This window comes from Salinivibrio sp. VYel1 (assembly GCF_009377945.1).
Taxonomy (GTDB): Bacteria; Pseudomonadota; Gammaproteobacteria; order Enterobacterales; family Vibrionaceae; genus Salinivibrio; species Salinivibrio siamensis.
Genome location: NZ_RSAM01000010.1, coordinates 24988 through 46916, shown reverse-complemented (window position 1 = coordinate 46916; position 21929 = coordinate 24988). Strand labels below are relative to the sequence as shown.

General features: G+C 50.7%; 18 protein-coding genes. 13 read left to right on the top strand and 5 right to left on the bottom strand.

The annotated features are described in order from the left end of the window. Positions 1-63: 63 nt before the first annotated feature. The 5 genes from EHW58_RS10710 to EHW58_RS10690 are packed head-to-tail and all read left to right on the top strand — an operon-like array spanning position 64 to position 7608. Positions 64-2226, top strand: a complete 2163-nt coding sequence (locus EHW58_RS10710) for a type I secretion system permease/ATPase (protein ID WP_370517855.1) — start codon at positions 64-66, stop codon at positions 2224-2226. Next, positions 2226-3620: an HlyD family type I secretion periplasmic adaptor subunit gene (locus tag EHW58_RS10705; RefSeq protein ID WP_227986309.1), complete on the top strand. Its 1395-nt coding sequence runs from the start codon at positions 2226-2228 to the stop codon at positions 3618-3620. The genes EHW58_RS10710 and EHW58_RS10705 overlap by 1 nt, the downstream gene beginning before the upstream one ends. A gap of 25 nt (positions 3621-3645) precedes the next feature. Next, positions 3646-5037 (top strand): TolC family outer membrane protein, encoded by a 1392-nt coding sequence (locus EHW58_RS10700; RefSeq protein WP_370517854.1) that lies wholly within the window; start codon positions 3646-3648, stop codon positions 5035-5037. Beyond that, complete coding sequence (locus tag EHW58_RS10695) at positions 5034-5636, top strand: OmpA family protein (RefSeq protein ID WP_152796345.1); 603 nt, start codon at positions 5034-5036, stop codon at positions 5634-5636. Before EHW58_RS10700 ends, EHW58_RS10695 begins: the two co-directional genes overlap by 4 nt. A gap of 37 nt (positions 5637-5673) precedes the next feature. Next, complete coding sequence (locus EHW58_RS10690; RefSeq protein WP_152796342.1) at positions 5674-7608, top strand: EAL domain-containing protein; 1935 nt, start codon at positions 5674-5676, stop codon at positions 7606-7608. Here EHW58_RS10690 and rimI read toward each other — a convergent pair. From rimI to EHW58_RS10675, 3 genes are read right to left on the bottom strand one after another with little or no spacing between them, the layout of a single operon-like run. After that, a complete protein-coding gene (gene rimI / locus EHW58_RS10685) occupies positions 7605-8066 on the bottom strand; it encodes a ribosomal protein S18-alanine N-acetyltransferase (protein WP_152796340.1) in 462 nt (153 codons plus the stop codon). The genes EHW58_RS10690 and rimI overlap by 4 nt on opposite strands. Further along, positions 8059-8451 carry a DNA polymerase III subunit psi gene (locus EHW58_RS10680; protein ID WP_046075130.1) on the bottom strand — a complete coding sequence of 131 codons (393 nt, stop codon included), beginning with the start codon at positions 8449-8451 and terminating at the stop codon, positions 8059-8061. The genes rimI and EHW58_RS10680 overlap by 8 nt, the downstream gene beginning before the upstream one ends. 13 nt (positions 8452-8464) lie before the next feature. After that, the gene (locus EHW58_RS10675) at positions 8465-8869 is read right to left on the bottom strand and encodes a GNAT family N-acetyltransferase (RefSeq protein ID WP_152796338.1); all 405 of its coding nucleotides are present in this window, start codon (positions 8867-8869) and stop codon (positions 8465-8467) included. A gap of 334 nt (positions 8870-9203) precedes the next feature. Between EHW58_RS10675 and EHW58_RS10670 the strand changes: the two genes are divergently transcribed. Further along, positions 9204-11312: a bifunctional diguanylate cyclase/phosphodiesterase gene (locus EHW58_RS10670; RefSeq protein WP_152796336.1), complete on the top strand. Its 2109-nt coding sequence runs from the start codon at positions 9204-9206 to the stop codon at positions 11310-11312. An 87-nt stretch (positions 11313-11399) separates the two neighbouring features. On the opposite strand, the gene nlpI is transcribed toward EHW58_RS10670, so the two are convergent. Beyond that, positions 11400-12278, bottom strand: coding sequence for a lipoprotein NlpI (gene nlpI, locus EHW58_RS10665; RefSeq protein ID WP_046075133.1), 879 nt, complete (start codon positions 12276-12278; stop codon positions 11400-11402). Positions 12279-12346: 68 nt separating this feature from the next. Next, positions 12347-14485, bottom strand: a complete 2139-nt coding sequence (pnp, locus tag EHW58_RS10660; RefSeq protein ID WP_370517853.1) for a polyribonucleotide nucleotidyltransferase — start codon at positions 14483-14485, stop codon at positions 12347-12349. Positions 14486-14901: 416 nt separating this feature from the next. Here pnp and prfC point away from each other — a divergent pair, with 416 nt between their 5' ends. The 7 genes from prfC to deoA all read left to right on the top strand — a co-directional run bounded on the left by prfC (position 14902) and on the right by deoA (position 21921). Continuing rightward, complete coding sequence (gene prfC, locus EHW58_RS10655; RefSeq protein ID WP_046075135.1) at positions 14902-16491, top strand: peptide chain release factor 3; 1590 nt, start codon at positions 14902-14904, stop codon at positions 16489-16491. 152 nt (positions 16492-16643) lie between these two features. After that, positions 16644-16790 (top strand): hypothetical protein, encoded by a 147-nt coding sequence (locus EHW58_RS15685; RefSeq protein ID WP_158010268.1) that lies wholly within the window; start codon positions 16644-16646, stop codon positions 16788-16790. Further along, positions 16783-17553, top strand: coding sequence for a TatD family hydrolase (locus EHW58_RS10650; protein WP_194163218.1), 771 nt, complete (start codon positions 16783-16785; stop codon positions 17551-17553). Before EHW58_RS15685 ends, EHW58_RS10650 begins: the two co-directional genes overlap by 8 nt. A 209-nt stretch (positions 17554-17762) precedes the next feature. Further along, positions 17763-19049 (top strand): NupC/NupG family nucleoside CNT transporter, encoded by a 1287-nt coding sequence (locus EHW58_RS10645; protein ID WP_069362769.1) that lies wholly within the window; start codon positions 17763-17765, stop codon positions 19047-19049. Between the two features lie 161 nt (positions 19050-19210). Continuing rightward, positions 19211-19381 carry a XapX domain-containing protein gene (locus tag EHW58_RS10640; RefSeq protein ID WP_046075138.1) on the top strand — a complete coding sequence of 57 codons (171 nt, stop codon included), beginning with the start codon at positions 19211-19213 and terminating at the stop codon, positions 19379-19381. A 366-nt stretch (positions 19382-19747) separates the two neighbouring features. Beyond that, the gene (gene deoC / locus EHW58_RS10635) at positions 19748-20524 is read left to right on the top strand and encodes a deoxyribose-phosphate aldolase (RefSeq protein WP_046075139.1); all 777 of its coding nucleotides are present in this window, start codon (positions 19748-19750) and stop codon (positions 20522-20524) included. Between the two features lie 65 nt (positions 20525-20589). Beyond that, entirely contained in the window at positions 20590-21921 is a 1332-nt protein-coding gene (deoA, locus tag EHW58_RS10630; RefSeq protein WP_046075140.1) for a thymidine phosphorylase, read from the top strand. The last annotated feature ends 8 nt before the right edge of the window (positions 21922-21929 follow it).

Here is a 21929-nt window from a genome sequence, read left to right as displayed (position 1 = left end):
TCGCCATCAGGCAGCGGCTATGATGTTGCTGCCTGTTATTTTTCGGTCAAAAGAGAGATGTAAGTGACTGACCAATCAAGTAATAATCAATCCGTGCAATGGAAGATAGCCGCGGGTGAGCAGCCTACCGACGATCCCTTGCTGGATTGCTTGGTATTGCTTACCGAACACTATGGCACACCCTGCTCGGGCGATGCGTTAGTCGCGGGCTTGCCGATGACCAATGCGTTACTCACTCCGGATATGTTTCCGCAAGCGGCAGGACGTGCCGGTTTGGCCGCACGCTTGTCACGTCGCAACCTGGATAATTTAGGGCCACTGCTCTTACCCTGTGTGCTCTTGCTCGCCGATCAAAAAGCCTGTGTATTACGAGAGATCGATAATGAAGCGGGTACCGCGTTGATTCAGTTACCAGAAAATGGTGGCGAACAAACCATGCAACTCGAAGCGCTCGAGTCGATGTACGTGGGCTACTGCTTTTTGATTAAGCGCCAGTACCGCGGCGATCAATCAGTCGACTTACATCTGCATGACAATAAGATCCATTGGTTTTGGCAAACGGTCAAAGACGCAGCACCTATCTATCGCGATGCGTTATTAGCCTCTGTGCTAGTGAACCTATTCGCGCTGGTCTCGCCGCTTTTCGTGATGAACGTCTACGACAAAATTGTCCCTAATTTGGCGTTTGAGTCCTTGTGGGTGTTAGCCAGTGGCGCGACGCTTGCTTATTGTTTTGACTTTTTAATGCGCAAGCTTCGTTCATATATGATTGATATGGCGGGTAAGAAGGTCGATATTATCGTCTCCTCTCGCCTGTTCGCGCGGCTGATGGGCACACCGCTCGTTAACCGAGGAAACAGTGTCGGTGCAACCGCAAAGCAATTGGGTGAATTTGACTCAGTGCGCGATATGCTGACGTCAGCGACCATCACGACCTTGGTGGACCTCCCGTTTGCCGTCTTTTTTGTTGCCATTATCTATTTGGTGGCCGGGGATCTTGCGATCGTCCCTGTCGTGGCGGGTTTATTGATCTTAGGGTATACCGTCTCGGTGCAGCCTAAACTACGTGCGGCCATTGAAGAGAGTAACAAGTACGCGTCCGAGCGCCATGGCCACTTGATCGAAAGCCTCTCGGCACTAGAGGGCGTTAAAGCCAGTGGTGCGGAAGGGATTGTGCAGCGTAGTTGGCAACAAATGACCGCGCATACAGCTAATTGGAACTTTAAAGTTAAACAAATCACCAATAATGTCTCTTACATTGCTACCTTTATCACCCAAATGATGGCAATCGCGGTGGTGATCCTGGGGGTATACCGGGTGGCGGACGGGGATATCTCCATGGGCGGGATCATCGCTGCAGTGATGCTTTCCAGCCGGGCGGTGTCACCGATGGCGCAAATGGCCAGCTTGCTCAATCGTTGGAATCAAACCAGTACGTCACTGCGGCAGCTAAATGCGATGATGGAGCAAGAGGACGAATTTGCTGACAAAGGACACTTGGTCAGTCGCAAGCGCTTAAAAGGCGAGCTCAGTGCGGATAATCTAGCTTTTAACTATCCAGAGACAGAAAAGCCTGCCCTATATCCGCTTAACTTTCGGATTCAACCGGGAGAGGTGATTGCCATCTTAGGGAAGAATGGCTCAGGAAAAACGACCTTACTGAAGCTGTTAGCGGGGCTTTTTCAACCTAACCAAGGTAGCTTACGGTTTGATGGTGTGGATAGTCGCCAGATACATCCATCAGACCTGCGTCGCAACGTGGGCTATTTGGCCCAAGATGTGACGCTGTTCCACGGCACTATTCGCGAAAACATCATGTTTGGAACACGCCAAGTGACCGAACACCAACTGATGCGTGCGGTTCAGCTGTCAGGCGTGAGTTTGTTTACTGCGCAAGATCATGAAGGTTTAGACAAACAAGTTGGGGAGCGCGGTGAAAGACTGTCTCGCGGCCAACGGCAAGCGGTTTCCTTGGCGCGAGCATTACTTAACGAGCCCCCCATGCTCGTCATGGATGAGCCGACGGCCAGCCTAGATGCACATGCCGAAAACCAGTTTATTAAAGCGATGGAAGTCGCGGCGAAGTCGCGCACCTTGGTCATGGTGACACACAATATGGCCCTCCTTAACATGGCGCAGCGTGTGATTGTGATGGATAAAGGTCGAATTGTAATGGATGGCCCGCGCGATAAGGTATTGAGCAAGCTCAATAAAGGAAGTGTGTAATGGGCAAAATGGTTAAAAAAACGAGTCAACCCACCGATCTCGACATGGTTGATGACGTTTATGGCGCCATGATGACAGACACGCCGCTCAAGTACAGAGCCGTCGTTTGGGTGGCTTTGCTCCTTATCGTCAGTTTTATTGTTTGGGCCGCTTTTGCTGAGCTTGATCGTGTGACGCGCGGCAATGGCAAGGTGATTCCGCCGTCTCATGTTCAGCTTATTCAGAGCCTAGATGGTGGCATCTTACAAGCCATGTATGTGGATGAAGGTCAACTGGTTGAAAAAGGGATGCCTCTAGCGCGTATTGATGACACACGCTTTCGCTCTGACCTTGCTCAACAAGAGCAAGAGGTCGATAGCCTGCGCGCGTCGGTGACGCGGATGTATCATGAGCTTGAGAGTGTCACGCTACAACCGGCCAGTAAGCCGTGGCAACAACAAATCGATGTCACCATGCGGCCGATGACGTTTCCTAATGAATTAACCAGCAGAAAACCGAATTTGGTTGCACGACAAAAATCGGAATACCGCAGTCGACTTGAGAGTCTCAGTAACCAATTAGAAATCCAAGCGCGTCAAATTGTACAAAAAAAGCAAGAGCTGGAAGAGGTCGCCTCTAAGATAAAAACCTTAAACAACTCGATGTCAATTATGCAGCGTGAGATCAATATCACACGTCCTTTAGTGGAAAAGAAGATTGTCTCAGAAGTGGAACTTCTCAAACTAGAAAGACAGATCAATGATATGGACGGTGAGCTGACCAACTTAAAGCTTTCGCGGCCAAAGATAAAAGCCTCATTGGATGAAGCGATATTGAAACGCCGCGAAGCGGCTTTGCAATTTATCAGTGAAACACGCGCTAAACTGAGTGAAACAGAAGCACGTTTATCACGATTAACAGAAGCGAAAGTAGGCGCTCAAGACAAGGTGAATAAAGCGGTTATCACCTCTCCGGTTGATGGCACGGTGAAAACAATACATATCAATACCCTCGGTGGGGTTGTGGATCCGGGCGAAGATGTGATTGAAATTGTGCCAACAGAAGATCAGCTGCTCGTCGAAGTGAAAATTTTGCCAAAAGATATCGCCTTTCTTCATCCTGGCCTGCCAGCGGTGGTGAAAGTAACCGCCTATGACTTTACTCGTTACGGCGGCCTGGACGGCACCGTCGAGCACATCAGTGCGGATACGACGCAGGATGAAGAAGGCAATAGCTTTTATTTAGTACGGATAAGAACGGAATCATCACACTTAACCAGGGAAGATGGTACGCCTATGCCGATTATCCCCGGCATGTTGACGTCCGTGGATATTATAACCGGGAAGCGTACCGTGCTTGAGTACATACTCAATCCTATCTTACGAGCAAAAGAAAACGCACTACGTGAGCGCTGAGAAATAGACTAGTAGGAGTAACAACGTGCTGAATTTCTCGCATGTGGTCAATAAAAAGCGTATCGCGACGCTTACCCTGGCAATGAGCTTAAGCTCGCCGGCCGTGATGTCGCAAACCCTAGAGCAAGCGGTGGCGCGCTCTTTGGAATCTCATCCGCAAATTCGCCAAGCGTTTGCACGATATAAAGCCAGAGAACAGGCTGTCGAACAAGCACAAGCGGGGTATTACCCTACCTTGGATGCAACCGCGGGTATGGGCTGGGAGCGCACAGATTCACCAGGCACTCGCCGAGATACCACCACCGACGATGAGGTTGATTTGACGCGCCGTGAACTGGGCGTGTCGTTGCGTCAGGTACTTTTTGATGGCTTTCGCACACAAAACGAGGTCTCTCGCACCGAGAATGAAGCCACTGCTGAACAGTGGGCACTGATAGCAACCGCTGAAGACAAGGCTTTGGAAGTGGCACGCGTGTATTTAGATGTGCTTGTGGCTGATGAAGTGGTGACGTTGGCGGAGAAAAACTTGGAGAATCACCAAGAGATTTACGATGCCATAAAAGAGAGCAACGAAGGTGGATTTGCTAAAGCCAGTGATTTATCGCAGGTAACAGGGCGTTTAGCGCGAGCTAACGCTAATTTAATGTCTGCACGTAATAATCTAGCGGACGCGCGCAGTGCGTTCACTAAAATGGTGGGTGTAGCCCCTGAAGATCTTCACCTGCCGAGGCCAGATGAATCCATGTTGCCTTCGTCATTAGATGCGTTGCTGGCGCGCGCACTGGAGACACATCCAAGGCTACGCTCGGCACAAGCGGATATTGCGGCGGCGAATGCGGCTCGTGACGGCTCGCGTGCGGCTTACTTGCCTGAGTTCAATTTAGAAGTAGACGCTAACTGGAACGATAATGTGGGGGGAGAAGACGGTGCCGGCCCGCCAGATGTTGGCGGAGAGAATAACAATATCCAGGCAATGGTGCGTATGCGTTACAACTTGTTCAACGGTGGCGCTGACCGAGCGCGTGAACGACAAACGGCCTATCAAACCATTGAGGCGCGTGAAATCAATGAAATGGCGCATCGTGATGTCATTGAGGGCGCAAAGTTGGCTTGGAATGCTCGTACCTATCTTGAACAGCAACGCGATTTTATGCGTCAACATGTCGAGGCGGCGACCGATACGCGTGATGCCTATCGCGAAGAATTTCGCTTGAACGCCCGTACTTTGTTGGATGTGCTGGATTCGCAAAATGAGCTGTTTGAAACACGCCGAGAGTATCTGAGCAAAGAAGCGGACGAACGTTATGCGCAGTATCGTATTTTGAACGCAACAGGGCAGCTTTTAGCCTCGCTACGGGTCGATGTGCCTGCAAGTTGGGATACAGAGTCTTTGACGGGCCAGGAGCGTGAACAATGAAACAGCTAAGCATCGTTTTAATCACTGGACTATTGCTTGCTGGCTGTGCCCGGCAAACTGTTGAACCCATGGAAGACACTGTGACGCAAACTCGTGATTTAACGGATAGCGATAAAGACGGCGTGATTGCCGCTCGCGATCAATGTGGTGACAGTGTTGAACAAGCCAAGGTGAACAATGAGGGTTGCCCAAGTCAGCGAATCGAGCAAGAGTCGTTTGAACTCAACGTTCAGTTTGCGACTGCGTCTGCCCAAGTTCGCGAAGATCAGTATGCAGATATTCGCCGTCTTGCTGACTTTATGCGTCGCTATCCCCAAGCAACCGTGACGATAGAGGGTCATGCGAGCAAGGTGGGCAATGCAGAATACAACATGGCGCTGTCTCAGCGACGGGCGGAAGCCATTGCCAATGTGTTAGTGACACAGTTCTATATTGATAAAAACCGCGTAGATGCGAAGGGATTTGGGGAAACGCAACCGCTGATTGATGACGAGAGTGACCGAGCGAATGAACAAAATCGCCGTGTGATAGCGTCTGTGTCAGGCGAGCATGGGGTAACAGAGAAACGATGGACTATATATTCGTCAGAAGAGCAATAGTTCAGCGAGATAACCTAAACATGAAAAGAGGCGTGGAATGACGCTCCATCAACGTGTGCTCTCGTTTGTCATCACCACTGCCGTGGTCATCCTTTTGGTGACCACGGCAGTGGTCTTTCATTTTGGTGTCGAACAGATAGAGCGAGAGCAGCAACAACACTCAGGTTTATTAAGCCAGTCACTCGCAGAGGCGTTACCTGTGGTGCTTGAACAGGGTGATACGCAAAGGCTCAATAAACTGGTTTCTCACTTTATCACGATGCCTCAGGTGGAGAAGATTATTGTCAAACCTATGCTCTCGGGAGACCGTCAAGTGTGGGAGTCTGACTCACCGAGCCTGGACGCACCGGGATGGTTTACACAACTGACGGGGCTCACAACCCGTACCCGCTCAGTCTCAGTGACTAATGGTTGGACTCAGTTAGCGCAATTGACCATAGCGATAGGGCCACAGCGAAACATTGAGACCCTGTGGAGTCGGCTTTTACAGCTGGTCCTAGGGTTAATGGCAGTGAGTGTACTGATAAGCTTAGGGGCGTCGGTCATGTTCCTTAGCGTGACTGCACCGCTGGGTGAGCTACGAAAACGGTTGAAAGCATTAGGTCATGGTGATTTTCATCCCGCGCGGGCTAGGACGCGTGTCAATGATTTGGTGGCCTTACAAAGTGCGTTTAACCTTGCCGGTCAGCAAGTTGTCAAACTTCAGCAATCGCAGCAAGAAGAATTGGCACGCTTGCGCGATAAATTGATGGTTGATCCTGTCTCAAGATTACCTAACCGAGGCTACTTCCAGCATCAGTTACAAAGTTACATAAAAGACGGCGTGGGTTGTACGCTTGTGCTCATCGAAGTCTCTTGGTTATCGCGACTGCGCGCACGTTATGGTTACCAATATCGTGATCAGTGTTGGCGCTTGCTGGGAGAAGCGTTAACACAAGGGGAGCTGGCACAAAGCCATCAATTAGTGGCGCGTCTAAGTCATAACGAGATCGCGATACTGCTGACGATTGATGAAGAGCGCATAGTGCGTCGCTACTTGAGGCAACTATTGCGCGCCATAAACCAAGAGCTGGAGCATATTGCTTTGCCTGCTAACCAAGGGTTTCATCTTGGTTTAGCGCAAACCCGTACGGATGATACGGCCAGCCTGATGGCCAAAGCGGATAATGCTTTACAACAAGCTAAGCGCCAAGGTGACGTCTATTTCTGGCCCTCTGACGAACAAGCTGACAGTCGTACTCGAGAGCAATGGCGGCAGATATTACTTGATGCGCTGAATAAAAATCCACTCGCGCTTTATGCCCAGCCGGTTCGCCATCGCGATAATCAACATAACTGGCACCAAGAGGTGTATGCGCATCTTTGGGTTGATGAGAGTTGGCTGGCCGCGGGGCAATTGTTGAACCGTATCTCGATGTACGCACTGGGTGAAGAGTTTGATAAGCATGTGTTGGCTCGGGTCGATGAATACGTAAAAGCCAACCCTGTTACGGATAAGTTAGCGGTCAACCTAACGTTAGAAAGTGTTAAAAGCCAAGCCTTCCATGATTGGCTGCAAAACTTTTTGTTGAAAACCTACTTGGCCAATAAATTGACATTTGAGGTGGCAGAAAGGACAGTGCATCAAGACCTAGAAGCTTGCCAGGCGTTGTTTCAACTCATTCGTGATCAAGGCTTTGAGGTCGGCGTGGACCACTTTGGGCGCGATATGGATAACGTCGAATACATAAAAAATGTTGAGCCTGACTACGTGAAGCTCGATATTGGTTTTGGCCAGCCGTCGAGTGATGTTGACGATGTGTTTATTCGTATGTTGGTGAATATTGCCGCGTCTCGGGAAATAAAGGTGATTGCCACGGGAATCGAGCAGTCAGAGCAGCATCAGTATTTTCATCAGTTGGGCTGCCAAGGGTACCAGGGATATATTCTTCCCCCCCTTCGCCTTGATAATGAGCACGAGTGTCGCGACTAAGTCAGTCGCTTTTCCATTATCCAAGCATCTTCACGGTGACCGTCGGCACAGCGGTAATATTGTTGCCGGCGGTGAACTACTTGGAAACCATGCTTTTGATAAAGTGCTTTGGCAGGTATGTTACTCTCTCGTACTTCTAGCCAAATACTGTCCGCCCCAACATGACGTAGTGTCGTTATCATCCCGTTTAAAAGTACCCATCCCCATCCTTGCCCCTGATAATCAGGATCGATGGCGATATTCAACAGCTCTCCCTCACCCGCGATACAGCGTGCATAAAAATAACCGATGATGGTTGAGGGCGTAGTGGCCAAGCGCAGCACGTAGTGATAGTCAAACTGGCGAGGCGAAACCGCCAATTGTGACGCAGACCATGGAAAGAGGTGGGCGCGCTGCTCGATAGCGCTGATCCTCTCAATATCGTCATGATCGAGTGGGGTAATCTGGTAATCACTCATACTGACAAATCTGACGCCAAAGATCGCGCTTAGCCATCGGGTTATCGTGCATCTGCGCTAAAGGAAGTGAATACAAGCTCTTGACGCCATCGACAATGATCTCGGGCGAGTCAATATACCAACACCAGCTAAGATGATGATCACCCAACGCAGCCAAGGCGGCATGGGGGAGTTGACGAGCTTGATCAGCGCTTAGTTTGATACTTTTGAGAATATTGCCAAATAGCCATGCGTCTTGATCAGTGAGTACGTGATCGCAGACCAACAATAATTGGCAGTGGTCAGGCAATTGAATCACCTCTTGCTCTCGGCCGTAGATTTCTGGGTGTCGCAATTGCCACACATCGAGATCCATGGCTTGTAAACGTTGGATATCCGTTAACATGGTTTGGTGACTCTTACGTTGAAGTCGCGGCGGCGAGTTGTTTATACCACCAAGTATCATCCGGGTTTAAGGGGGCAAATTCTGCCTTTTCGGCAACGTCACTGGGCGCAATTTTTAACAGGCTATAGCCCAGTTCAAACAAAGTAGACTCAGCCTCGTCTAACAGTGGCATCACCAAGTTTGCATCTGGGCTATGCCATAACGTAATTTCTTGGGTGTTATTGGCGGTTTGAGCGTCGGTGATGGCAATGTGCCCTAATATCTCTCCCATATCATCAGTTGCAAGGAGAGAAAGCGAGATCTGCCCCGTTTCGCGCAGCTGTTGGAGCTGATCGGCTTGCATGGGGCGCATTAGCGTCTCTCGCCACCAACCGTCTAGTCGAACCAGGTCGGCGGGCGCTTCTGTACGTATCATCATCACAGAGGTAGTGGTTATTAAATGGTGTAGCCAGAATAACGGATTCCCGATCCCGTGCAAGAGGAGACTGTCGTTTGTGTTTGATGCTTACGCAGCTAAATGCATAAATAGTCAGCAAATTGTGCAATATGGCGACACAGTCTCCCCTGTTTGCTGATTTTGAGTCCTTTATCTATTTTTACAGTAAAATATGCGGTATATAGTGAGAAAAGCTTGAACCCATGACGCGTGCCTCATAAAGTGCTACTGACAACAAAGTTAAAAGTGTCTAATATATGAGACGCTTGTCTCGACAATGAGATGGTCGAGAGTGATTCCCAGATGTGAGCTTTTCATGCCAATATCGTCGTTAAATGATTGGTTCTACTGCTTAACCGATAACAGTCCGTTTCTTTTTGCCATTCTCGACAGCAATGATTGCTATCTTTACGCCAACCAACGCTACAGCGAGCTGTCTGGCCTGGCCTTGCCGTCGTTAAAAGGGTTATCCGATATCGATACCCTAGGTGAGGCGTTTTATCAGTCGGTCAAACCGCATTATGACAAAGCCAGACGGGGTGAATGCGCCGAGGGAGAGGTGCTTCTTACTGACAACTACCATAGTGCTAGCTTTCACTTCAGTGTTGCACCATTACCAAATGTCGCTGATGAAAGTGGTAAGCCCTGCGTGATCTTTCATGCCGCAGATACATCCGAACGCCAAGTATTAGCCAGTGCGCTCGAAGAGGCGGAGGAAAAATACCACCATCTTAGTCAACTTATCGATGACGGCTGCTGCGTGGTTGAAGATGGCTGTATCTTATCAGCGAACCCTGCGGCGGCTGGGCTACTGGGCGTCGGTAGTATCGACGCGCTGATGGGTGAACCTTTATCAGACTATCTTGTGGTGGCAGAGGCAACGACCACCACTATTGACAGCCTATTGCGTGCGCCCCATGGGCAAGGTGTGTCGGTGGTGAGTGCAAAAAACAGCGCGCCGCTGACCGTGTGCCAATCACCGATCCATCTTTTGGGCAAAAAAGCGCATATGCTGCGCCTACAGCCGACAATCACTGACTCGTCGGTTAAGCGCTTAAAGCCCACCGAAAAAGAGGATGTCAGCAAAGTCGGTGAGCAACAATCCGCTTATACGGATGCATTAACAGGTCTTTATAACCGCTACGGGTTCAGTCGAGAGCTGGATAGGCTGATCAAGGCACAAACGCCATTGGCCATGTTGTACCTTGATGTCGATAATTTTAAAAATATCAATGATTCTCTCGGACACCATGTCGGCGATCGTGTGCTTCAGGATATTGCTCAGCGCTTACGCGCCTTGCTCTCGGCAGATACTATCATTGGCCACTTAGGCGGTGACGAGTTTGCGGTGTTGCTTCCTAAGCCTGCAACGAAAGATGCACCTGATCAGTTGGCTGACAAAGTGGTCGGGGCCATTAGTCAGCCTTTTGAATTGCATTATTTTAGTAAGTACTTGGCGTGTTCAGTGGGGATGGTGCGTTATCCCGACGATGGTAAAGACGCCCGCCAGCTGCTGCAAAATGCGGATACCGCGATGTATGAGGCCAAAGAGCAAGGTCGAAACCGTGTGGTCGCCTATCATGACAGCATGAGTAAAGAGGCACGGATGCGGCTGTGGTTGGAAATCGAGCTACAAAAGGCCTTACAAAATAACGGCCTGGAAGTGTGGTATCAACCTAAGGTCAGTGCCAGTGATTATCGTATCAACGGTGCTGAAGCCTTAGTGCGTTGGAAACACCCAGTTGAGGGCTATATCAGTCCTGGGCGTTTTATTCCGGTCGCAGAGCGCTGCGGACTGATTGAAGCGCTCGGCCGTCATGTGATGCGCGAGGTCTTCCAAAACGTGCGTCGCTGGCGTCAACAAGGCATATTGCCGGGACGGGTAGCGATTAACTTATCGCCAGAGCAATTTAGCAGCCCCAAGCTAACTGAGCACATGGAAAAGCTGATTAAAGCCACGGGGGCGACACCAGAAGATATTACTTTTGAGTTAACGGAAAGCGCGGTGATGAAAAACGATGAGCATGCGCTGAATATGCTCAATGCGATCAAATCACTGGGCTTTGCCCTCTCGATTGACGATTTTGGCACCGGCTACTCATCCTTGTCTTACCTTGCCCGTTTTCCGCTTGATGAGCTTAAGATTGACCGTGCGTTTATTCACGATATGGATGCCTTGAGTAAACAGGTGACGCTGGTGGAAAGCATTATTCATCTCGGCCGAGCCATGGAAATGACCGTGGTGGCAGAGGGGGTCGAAACCCGTCAGCAGGCGTCAGTGCTCACTAACCTGCACTGTGACACGATTCAAGGGTATTATTTTCACTCGCCCATGCCTAAGCATGAGTTTGAAAAGCTATTGCTGAAAAGTAAGCCCCACAAGCAACCACCACAGGCCTTGGCGCCCAGTACGCAGACAAGCTAACCGGATACCTGTTGGTATTACTCATGATCAAAAATAGAGCAGTGATCCTGCTCTATTTTTATGCTTGAGGCACTATCGAGTGAGGCGCTATGGTCGACGGTAGGCGAGTCGGTTGAGCTCAAGTAACGCATAGCGGTGTTCGACAAACTCATACACGTTGCCCGACATGGCAAGCTTATACAATGCCACGGCGCGATCGTTGTCGCCCTGGAATTGATAGCGTTTAGCAAGGTAAAAGTAAGCTTCACATAAACGTTCTGCTAGCAGTTCATTGTCTTCACCTTGCGAGGCAAGTTGCTCCAGCAGCTCACGCTCACTGAGCTTACCGAGGTACATATCGACAAGCTGCCAACCCCAACCCGAAGCTTCTGCATTCGCTTTTCGCGTTGCCAGCGCTTGTTGCGCCTTGGTTTCCCCCTTCCAATCGCGTTCCACTAAATAAAGCCAAATGAGGCGATAAGGATCGTCGCGATCTTCTTGGTAGTGATGGAGTAAGTCTTGATGGGCCAGGCGATAGCGACCGCCGTAGTACAAGGCGATCCCACGATTACGCGCGGCATAGCTGTGGCTATTATCCAGCTCTAACGTTGAGTCAAAGGCCTCGTAGGCAGCATCATAGTGGCCGTTTTGAGTAAAATAGACCCCAAGAATATTGAACACATCAGGTTGATCCGGCTTTAGTGAGAGAGACTGGTTAAAGTCCAATCGTGCCAAATCGCGCATCCCCAAGCTGTCGTGCATCAGTCCACGCTCATAATGCAATTGGGCGCGTGCGTCGTCACTCAAATCATTGCGCGCAAGCAGCTGATCAATCCGTGCTAGGTGCACTTCCTGCTGCAGGGTAGGCTGTAAAGGGACGGCCATAGGAGGAAATGTCCACTGGCTGGTGCAGCCTGTTAATAGTAACAGCGCCAGTATCGCCAGAGGCTTGTAAAACACCGCCCGTGGCTGAATAAAAAAGGTCATGAAGGCGCATCTCCGTGTAAAAAAAAGGGGGCCTCAGCCCCCTTTATATCATGAATGACGATATGACTCTAAGCGTCAGTGCTTGGTGCTTCTTCTGCTGGCGCAGCATCAGCAGCGGGGGCTTTTTCTGCCGCCGCTTCTTTCATGCTCAAGCGGATACGACCTTGACGGTCAACTTCCAGCACTTTCACGTCCACTTCTTGGCCGATTTCGAGATAATCAGACACCTTCTCAACGCGTTGATCAGCGATTTGAGAAATGTGAACCAGACCATCTTTGCCGCCAATTACTGAGACGAAGGCACCGAAGTCAACGATACGCTGAACCTTACCGGTATAGATACGGCCCACTTCGACTTCTGCAGTGAGTGCTTCGATGCGTGAAATGGCATCTTTGGCAGCTTCACCGTCGGTGGCCGCAATTTTCACTGTGCCGTTGTCGTCGATTTCAATGGTGGTGCCAGTTTCTTCGGTAAGCTGACGGATCACGGCGCCACCTTTACCAATGACATCGCGGATCTTATCTGGGTTGATGCTCATGGTGTGGATACGAGGCGCGAACTCAGAGATATCGTCGCGTGCCGAGCCGATGGCTTGGTCCATCACATCCAGGATGTGTAAACGTGCGCCTTTAGCTTGGTTCAATGCGATTTGCATGATCTCTTTAGTGATCCCTTCGATTTTGATGTCCATCTGCAACGCAGTGACACCGTCATCCGTCCCAGCCACTTTAAAGTCCATGTCACCTAAGTGATCTTCATCACCCAAGATGTCAGAAAGCACAACGAAATCGTTGTCTTCTTTCACCAGACCCATGGCGATACCGGCCACTGATTTTTTCACAGGTACACCGGCATCCATCAGCGCCAAGGAGGTGCCGCAGACAGAAGCCATTGAGGAAGAGCCGTTGGATTCTGTGATCTCAGATACCACACGCAGTGTGTATGGGAATTCATCTTGGCTTGGTAGAACCGCTGCAATACCGCGCTTCGCTAGGCGACCATGGCCGATTTCGCGGCGCTTTGGTGAGCCAACAAAACCGGTTTCACCGACACAGTAAGGAGGGAAGTTGTAGTGCAGCATGAAGCCTTCTTGGCGCTCACCCATGATCGAGTCGATGGTTTGCGCGTCACGCTGAGTACCGAGTGTGGCGGTGACCAATGCTTGTGTTTCACCACGGGTAAACAAGGCGCTGCCGTGAGTACGTGGTAATACGCCCGTACGCACGTCGAGGGCACGGACCATGTCTTTTTCACGGCCATCAATACGGGGTTCACCCGCAATGATACGGCTACGCACGACTTTCTTTTCCAGGTCGCCAAGCATGCCTAGGATTTCACGCTCATCCAAGGTCTCGTCTTCGCCGAGTAGTGCAGCCACCACTTCCTGCTTCACCTGACCAATTTGCTCGTAACGGGCCATTTTTTCAGTGATTTGGTATGCTTGAGCCAGTGGGCCCTGTGCCATTTCAGCCACACGGGTTTGTAGCGCAGCGTTAACTTCCGGCGCTTGCCAATCCCAAGTAGGCGTACCCACTTCGGCGGCAAATTCTTTGATTGCGTTGATCGCGGTTTGCTGTTGCTCATGACCAAACATCACAGCTTGCAGCATTTGCTCTTCGCTTAGGCGGTCAGCTTCAGACTCTACCATCAGCACCGCACCTTCGGTCCCGGCCACAACGAGGTCAAGTTTACTCTCGTCTAGCTCTGCTGGGCTTGGGTTAAGCACGAGTTCATCATTGATGTAGCCGACGCGTGCAGAGCCGATAGGGCCGTTGAATGGGATGCCTGAGATGGCCAGTGCTGCCGAGGTACCCAGCATGGCAACGATATCAGGGCTAACCGCTGGGTTAACAGATACGACGGTTGCGATGATCTGTACTTCGTTTTTGAACGAGTCCGGGAATAGCGGACGGATAGGGCGGTCAATCAGACGTGCGGTCAGTGTTTCTGACTCAGAAGGGCGGCCTTCGCGCTTGAAAAAACCACCTGGGATTTTACCTGCGGCGTAGGTACGCTCTTGGTAGTTGACCGTCAATGGGAAGAAGCTTTGGCCTTCAGCCGCTTCTTTTTTACCGACGACAGAAACGAATACCGAGGTATCGTCCATGCTGACCATGACAGCACCATTGGCCTGACGTGCCATCACGCCTGTTTCCAATGTCACTGTATGATTGCCGTATTGGAATGTTTTTACGATTGGATTCACAGATTATTTCCTTGTTGCTAAGGGATAAACCCGTTGGTTTATCTCACTAAGTGTTGGCTTTCAGCTGCTCACCATCGCGACTAATGACAGCACGCTGCGCGGCTGTTTGGCCTTCGTGGGCGGTATGCTGTCAATAGTCGCGACCTTATGGTCGACGTTGTTGACTGTGTTACAGCTGAAAGTGGCGCTAATTATACACGTGCTTGGCCGATAACGACACCACGAGGCGGTCAAATGGCAACATTTGTGATGTGTTTGGCAAGCAATATTGACCCTAAAGGATGCAGATAACACGGCGAAGTCAGATTTGTGAATTGAAGCTGACTACAAGATCAGCGAAAATACGCCACCTTTGTGAATGACCTCCTCAGCTGGCGCCTGATTGCCGCCTGAAGCCAACAAGAAGATAACCTGCTATGTCAAATACACTGCTGCAACAGGAAGTTGATAAACGCCGCACGTTTGCGATTATCTCGCACCCAGATGCGGGTAAAACCACCATCACCGAAAAGGTGCTGTTATTCGGACGTGCCATTCAAACGGCAGGCACCGTGAAAGGGCGTGGCTCTAACCAACATGCGAAGTCTGATTGGATGGACATGGAAAAAGAGCGTGGTATCTCTGTCACCACCTCGGTGATGCAATTTCCTTACAACGACTGCTTAGTGAACCTGCTTGATACCCCAGGGCACGAAGACTTTTCGGAAGATACGTACCGGACACTGACTGCTGTCGATTCGTGTTTAATGGTGATTGATGCGGCGAAAGGTGTCGAGGATCGTACCCGTAAGCTGATGGAAGTCACCCGTTTACGTGATACACCGATCATCACCTTCATGAACAAACTTGACCGTGATATCCGCGACCCAATGGAGCTGCTTGATGAAGTAGAAAGTGAGCTCAATATTGCGTGTGCGCCGGTATCTTGGCCGATTGGTTGCGGGAAAGGTTTCCAAGGTGTGTATCACATTCATCGTGACGAAAGCATTCTATATCAATCTGGCCAAGGCCATACCATCCAGGAAGCACGTATCATCAAAGGCTTGGATAATCCTGAATTGGATGATGCGATCGGTGCAGACATTGCGCAAGATTTGCGTGATGAGCTGGAACTGGTGATGGGCGCGTCTCATGCGTTCGACCATGAGCTGTTTTTAAGCGGTGAACTCACGCCTGTTTTCTTCGGTACCGCACTGGGTAACTTTGGAGTGGATCATATGCTGGATGGCTTGACTGAGTGGGCACCCAAGCCCATGGCGCGCCCGACCCATGACCGTGAGGTCAAGGCTGACGAGGAGAAGTTCTCGGGATTTGTGTTTAAAATTCAAGCCAATATGGACCCACGTCACCGTGACCGGATCGCGTTTATGCGCATTGTTTCCGGCAAGTATCAGCAAGGAATGAAACTGCGCCATGTACGTTTAGGTAAGCAAGTGAATATTTCCGATGCGGTGACCTTTATGGCAGGGGATCGGTCACGGGCTGAAGATGCGTTTGCTGGCGACATTATTGGCTTGCACAACCATGGCACCATTCAAATTGGTGATACCTTTACGCAAGGAGAAGATCTGAAATTTGCGGGGATCCCGAATTTTGCCCCAGAGCTCTTCCGTCGGATCCGCCTCAAAGATCCATTGCGTCAAAAGCAGCTGCTTAAAGGTTTGATTCAGCTGTCTGAGGAAGGTGCGGTACAGGTGTTCCGTCCGTTGCAATCGAACGACTTAATTGTCGGAGCGGTTGGTGTCCTCCAGTTCGATATGGTGGTAGCTCGCTTGAAAGCTGAATACAACGTGGATGCCTTGTATGAGCCGATTAATGTGGCCACCGCGCGTTGGGTGGAGTGCAAGGATGAGAAGAAGCTGGACGAATTTCAGCGTAAAAACCAAGCGAACTTGGCTTTGGATGGTGGCGACAACTTGACGTACATTGCGCCGACCATGGTTAACCTGAACCTTACGCAAGAGCGCTTCCCGGATATTGATCTCAGAGCGACCCGCGAACACTAATCGGTAGAGGGCGAAGACTGAGTCCCCCCGTGTGGCGAAAAACACGCACCAGGGAAAGGTAACGCTCTCCAAGTTCGCCCCCATGCTATACTGCCGTCTGTAACCAGACGGCTTTTTAATGGCATAAGGTTTACAAAGCAAGGATGCCAATAATGATGATTGCGCGTATTAAACGTTGGGTGGCACGTTACGATGCCTGGTGTCAGCGAATGGGGCTGGGCGAGGATAACCGCCGAAGCTGTGTGCCTATCAAGCGCTCAGAAAATACACCCCCCACACAAACGTCTCAGCATGATTGATACCCATTGCCATTTTGACTTTTCTCCGTTTCGAGACGCCCCGGAGCGATACTGGCAGGCGGCACGCGAAAGCGGTGTGATGCGGATGGTGGTCCCCGGTGTTAGCGAGAGTAACTGGTCAGCAGTGCTGTCGTTGACTGAACGCTTACAAGGCGTTTACGCGGGGCTAGGGCTGCACCCATGTTTTCTCGATGTTCACACTGACACCAGCCTAGATAAACTTGATCAGGCACTGGCCGCGCGTCCTGCGCGCTGTGTCGCTGTCGGAGAAGCCGGGCTCGACTTTTTTTTCGCGAACCAGGATGCCGCTCAGCAGCGCCAGCAAGCGCTATTGGAGGGGCAGCTTTGGCTCGCACGCCACTATGATCTCCCCATTATTCTGCATAGCCGCAAAGCGCATAACCAATTATTACGCACCGTTAAAGCCTACCCAGGCGTACGCGGGGTGTTACATGCGTTCAGTGGCAGTGAACAGCAGGGTAAACAGTTTATTGATGCGGGTTTGATGCTCGGGGTTGGCGGCACCGTAACCTATTCTCGCGCGCAAAAAACTCGCCGCGCCATTGCACAGCTACCTTTGGAGCACCTCGTCCTTGAAACCGATGCCCCCGACATGCCTTTGGCAGGATTTCAAGGAAAACTGAACACACCCTCTCAGGTATCACGGGTTGCTGATGTGGTGGCAGCGTTAAAAAGCTGTGACAGAGATCATCTGGTGGCTGAAACATCAGACAACGCTGAAAGATTGTTTGGCTTTGATTGAGCGGGAACGGGCAAAAGACAAACGTTTGCGGTTGCATAAGCTCACAAAACTAGATCAAAGTCATACTTATTGATGCATTACAAAATAGTTTTACAGCGAACTGTGATTGGAATATTACTTTAATGTGACTGTGATGCGTATAATCTCTCCCGGAAACCAAATTCCACTTTGTCGAGACGCCAACTTTTTACTTTGAGGATGCCAATACTATGAGCCTGCTGATGAGCGTGATCGGGATGGTTGTACTGCTAGGGATAGCTGTTCTTCTTTCCGATAACCGCAAAGCCATTAACCTCCGTACCGTGGGTGGCGCATTCGCTATCCAACTCTTTTTCGGTGCTTTCGTACTGTATGTCGATGTCGGACGCGACATTCTGTACGGCGCATCACAATACGTTGCTAACGTCATCGCATACGGTGACGAAGGGATCAGCTTCATCTTTGGTGGGCTGGTTTCTGACAAAATGTTTGAACTGTTCGGCGGTGGCGGTTTCGTCTTCGCACTGAAAGTTCTGCCAGTTATTGTCTTCTTCTCATCACTGATCAGCGTGCTTTACTACCTGGGTATTATGCAGGTTGTGATCAACGTGCTCGGTGGTGGTCTACAAAAAGCACTGGGTACCTCACGTGCCGAGTCTATGTCAGCAACCGCTAACATCTTTGTCGGACAAACCGAAGCGCCATTGGTGATCCGTCCATTCGTACCTCGCATGACACAGTCAGAGCTGTTCGCGGTCATGTGTGGTGGTCTGGCGTCGGTTGCTGGTGGCGTACTGGCCGGTTATGCCTCTATGGGTGTTCCGCTTGAGTACTTGATTGCGGCATCATTCATGGCCGCACCTGGTGGTCTACTGTTTGCGAAAATCATCAAACCTGAAACCGACGAGCCGGTCGAGCAGATGGCTGACGCGACCGCTGAAGGCGCAGAGAAGCCAGCGAACGTGATTGATGCAGCCGCAGGCGGCGCTTCATCAGGTATGCAACTGGCGCTTAACGTTGGTGCTATGCTACTTGCCTTCATTGGTTTGATTGCCCTGATTAACGGCATGCTAGGCGGTATCGGTGGCTGGTTCGGTTACCCAGACATCACGCTGGAGCTGATCTTGGGTTACCTGTTCGCCCCGTTTGCATTCCTTATCGGTGTGCCATGGGAAGAAGCGGTGGTCGCAGGCTCTTTCATCGGTCAGAAGATCGTGGTTAACGAATTCGTGGCTTACTTGAACTTCACGCAATACCTTGGTGATGGTGCGCAAGTTGTTGCAGCAACAGGTATGGAAATGACAGAGAAAACCAAAGCGATTATCTCGTTTGCTCTGTGTGGTTTCGCTAACTTGTCGTCTGTGGCTATCTTGCTGGGTGGCTTGGGTGGCCTCGCGCCAAACCGTCGCCCAGAAATTGCACGCTTCGGTGTAAAAGCGGTGATCGCCGGTACCTTGTCTAACTTGATGGCAGCGACCATTGCGGGTCTATTTGTTACCTTAACCTTGGCGGGCTAATCGTCTTATCGCGATAGCACATCATGTTAATCAAAACGCCACACAGGCTGCCTGTGTGGCGTTTTTTATTGGGCTTACGTTATGAGTATGCTTCAACCACCCGTCCTTGCTGAGGGGTGTATACTCATCAATAGAGGCTTGTGACAACATAAGGTAAAACCATGCAGGAAGTTCTTCTCGCCCTCGTGGCCGGTTTTTTAGTGGGCGTATTGTTTAGTGCGATCAAACTCCCCATCCCCGCACCGCCTGTCTTATCCGGGGTGATGGGCATTGTCGGGGTGTATTTGGGCGGCGTCGGCTATCAGTGGATTGTGGCGCGTTTTTTCAGTTAGAAAGATTGGTTCCACCGCGCAACAGTGTATTTTTCAACATGAACGGTAAAATCTAGTTTTGCTGAAACGGCGTTGGTAAAATAAGTGAACGCCGTCAAAGTTTGCTGGCGCCACAATCCTTATTTTCCTCTCATGGTTAGCAACAAGGTGTGGCTAGCCCAATCAGAAACGTCCAACGGCGAAACCGCAAATACCCAGGTATTTGCACGCGGCAACAAGGATGGTTGGTTGAAGGCGGCGCGATGTCCAGCCTCAAACTTCATGGAGCCAAGTCCGCTGAGCAATGACCGGAAAACAGAACCGGTTGTTAATACAGTGGCCAACCCTATACCTGTTTGGCAAAAGAATGAGGACTGGAGATAACCAATGAACGAATTACAAACCGCGGCCCTACGCGCACTAAAACTGATGGATCTGACGACACTGAACGATGATGATACCGATGAAAAGGTGATCAGCCTGTGTCAGAACGCGAAAACCGCCGTTGGTAATACTGCAGCGATTTGCATCTATCCGCGCTTTATCCCTATCGCCAAGAAAACACTGCGCGAACAAGGCACGCCAGAGGTGCGTATCGCCACCGTGACCAATTTCCCTCACGGTAATGATGATATTGATATTGCGGTGGCAGAAACGAAGGCAGCCGTCGCTTACGGCGCCGATGAGGTTGATGTGGTGTTCCCGTATCGCGCGCTGATTGCAGGTGATGAACAAGTAGGTGCTGAGCTGGTCAAACAATGTAAAGCCGCGTGTGGCAGTGATGTATTGCTTAAAGTGATCATCGAAACCGGTGAACTCAAAAGCGAAGCACTGATCAAACGCGCCTCTGAGATTGCCATTGATGCAGGCGCTGACTTTATCAAAACCTCCACGGGGAAAGTGGCGGTGAATGCCACCCCAGAAGCGGCGGAGATCATGCTCAACGTGATTAACGATAAAGGCGTGGCTGAGACTGTTGGCTTTAAACCTGCGGGCGGTGTACGTACCGCTGAAGACGCACAGCAATACTTGGCAATGGCTGACCGTATTCTTGGTGAACAATGGGCTGATAGCCGTCACTACCGTTTTGGTGCTTCTAGCTTACTGGCAAACCTGCTGCACACCTTGGGCGAAGGTGAAAAAGCAGCTGAAGGCGGTTATTAACTGTCGATTGTCAATCGATACCCAGGGCAAGGTAGGCCTTGCCCATTTGCCGGTAAGGAGGAAGCATGATCTTACCTCAAGAGATTATTCGTAAAAAACGTGACAACCTTGCGTTGAGCAAACAAGAAATCTACGCGTTTATTCAAGGTGTCGCCGATGAGTCGGTCTCAGAAGGGCAAATTGCCGCGTTTGCGATGGCGATTTACTTTAATGACATGACCATGGATGAGCGAGTGGCACTGACCTGTGCGATGCGCGACTCTGGCATGACCTTAGATTGGTCTCACATGCAATTTGATGGCCCTGTGGTTGATAAGCATTCAACTGGTGGGGTGGGCGATGTCACCTCACTGATGCTGGGGCCCATGGTTGCTGCCTGTGGGGGATATGTGCCGATGATCTCAGGTCGCGGTTTGGGCCACACTGGCGGCACGCTGGACAAACTGGAATCCATTCCCGGTTATAACATCATGCCAAGCAACCAAGTGTTTGGTGATGTGACCCGCGATGCCGGTGTGGCGATCATTGGGCAAACCGGCTCATTAGCGCCTGCGGATAAACGTGTGTATGCCACCCGCGATGTAACGGCCACGGTCGACAACATATCTCTGATCACCGCGTCGATTCTGTCGAAAAAGCTGGCCGCAGGCCTGGATGCTTTGGTGATGGACGTCAAGGTTGGATCGGGTGCGTTCATGCCGACGTATGAAGACTCAGAGGCATTGGCCAAATCGATTGTAGGTGTGGCAAACGGTGCCGGCACTAAAACCAGTGCGTTGTTGACGGACATGAACCAAGTATTAGCATCGTCGGCCGGCAACGCATTAGAAGTCAAAGAAGCCGTTGACTTTTTGACCGGTCGTTACCGTAACCCACGTTTGTACAATGTGACTATGGCGCTATGCGCCGACATGTTGGTGGTCAGTGGATTGGCAACCGATGTGAATCAAGCAAAACAAAAACTGGATCAGGCACTGGATAGCGGTCGTGCTGCCGAGTGTTTTGCCAAGATGATCGCAGGACTAGGTGGCCCGGCAGATTTTGTTGAGTCGCCGGATCAATACCTCGCGACTGCATCTGTGATCAAACCTGTCTATGCCGAGCAATCAGGCATTGCCAGTGCCATGGATACACGGGCATTGGGCATGGCTATTATAGAAATAGGTGGCGGCCGTCGGGTTGCCAGCGATAAAATTGATTATGCCGTTGGGTTGAACGAAATGATTCGTCTGGGGCAACAAGTGGATGAGCACACCCCGCTCGCCATGCTCCATGCTCAGACTGAAGAGCAATGGCAACAAGCGGCGAATGCGGTGCGAGCCGCAGTGAAAGTCGCTGATGAGGCGCCGAGTGCAACACCAGACGTTTATCGTCGCATCAGCTTACAAGACGTCTAATGGAGGCG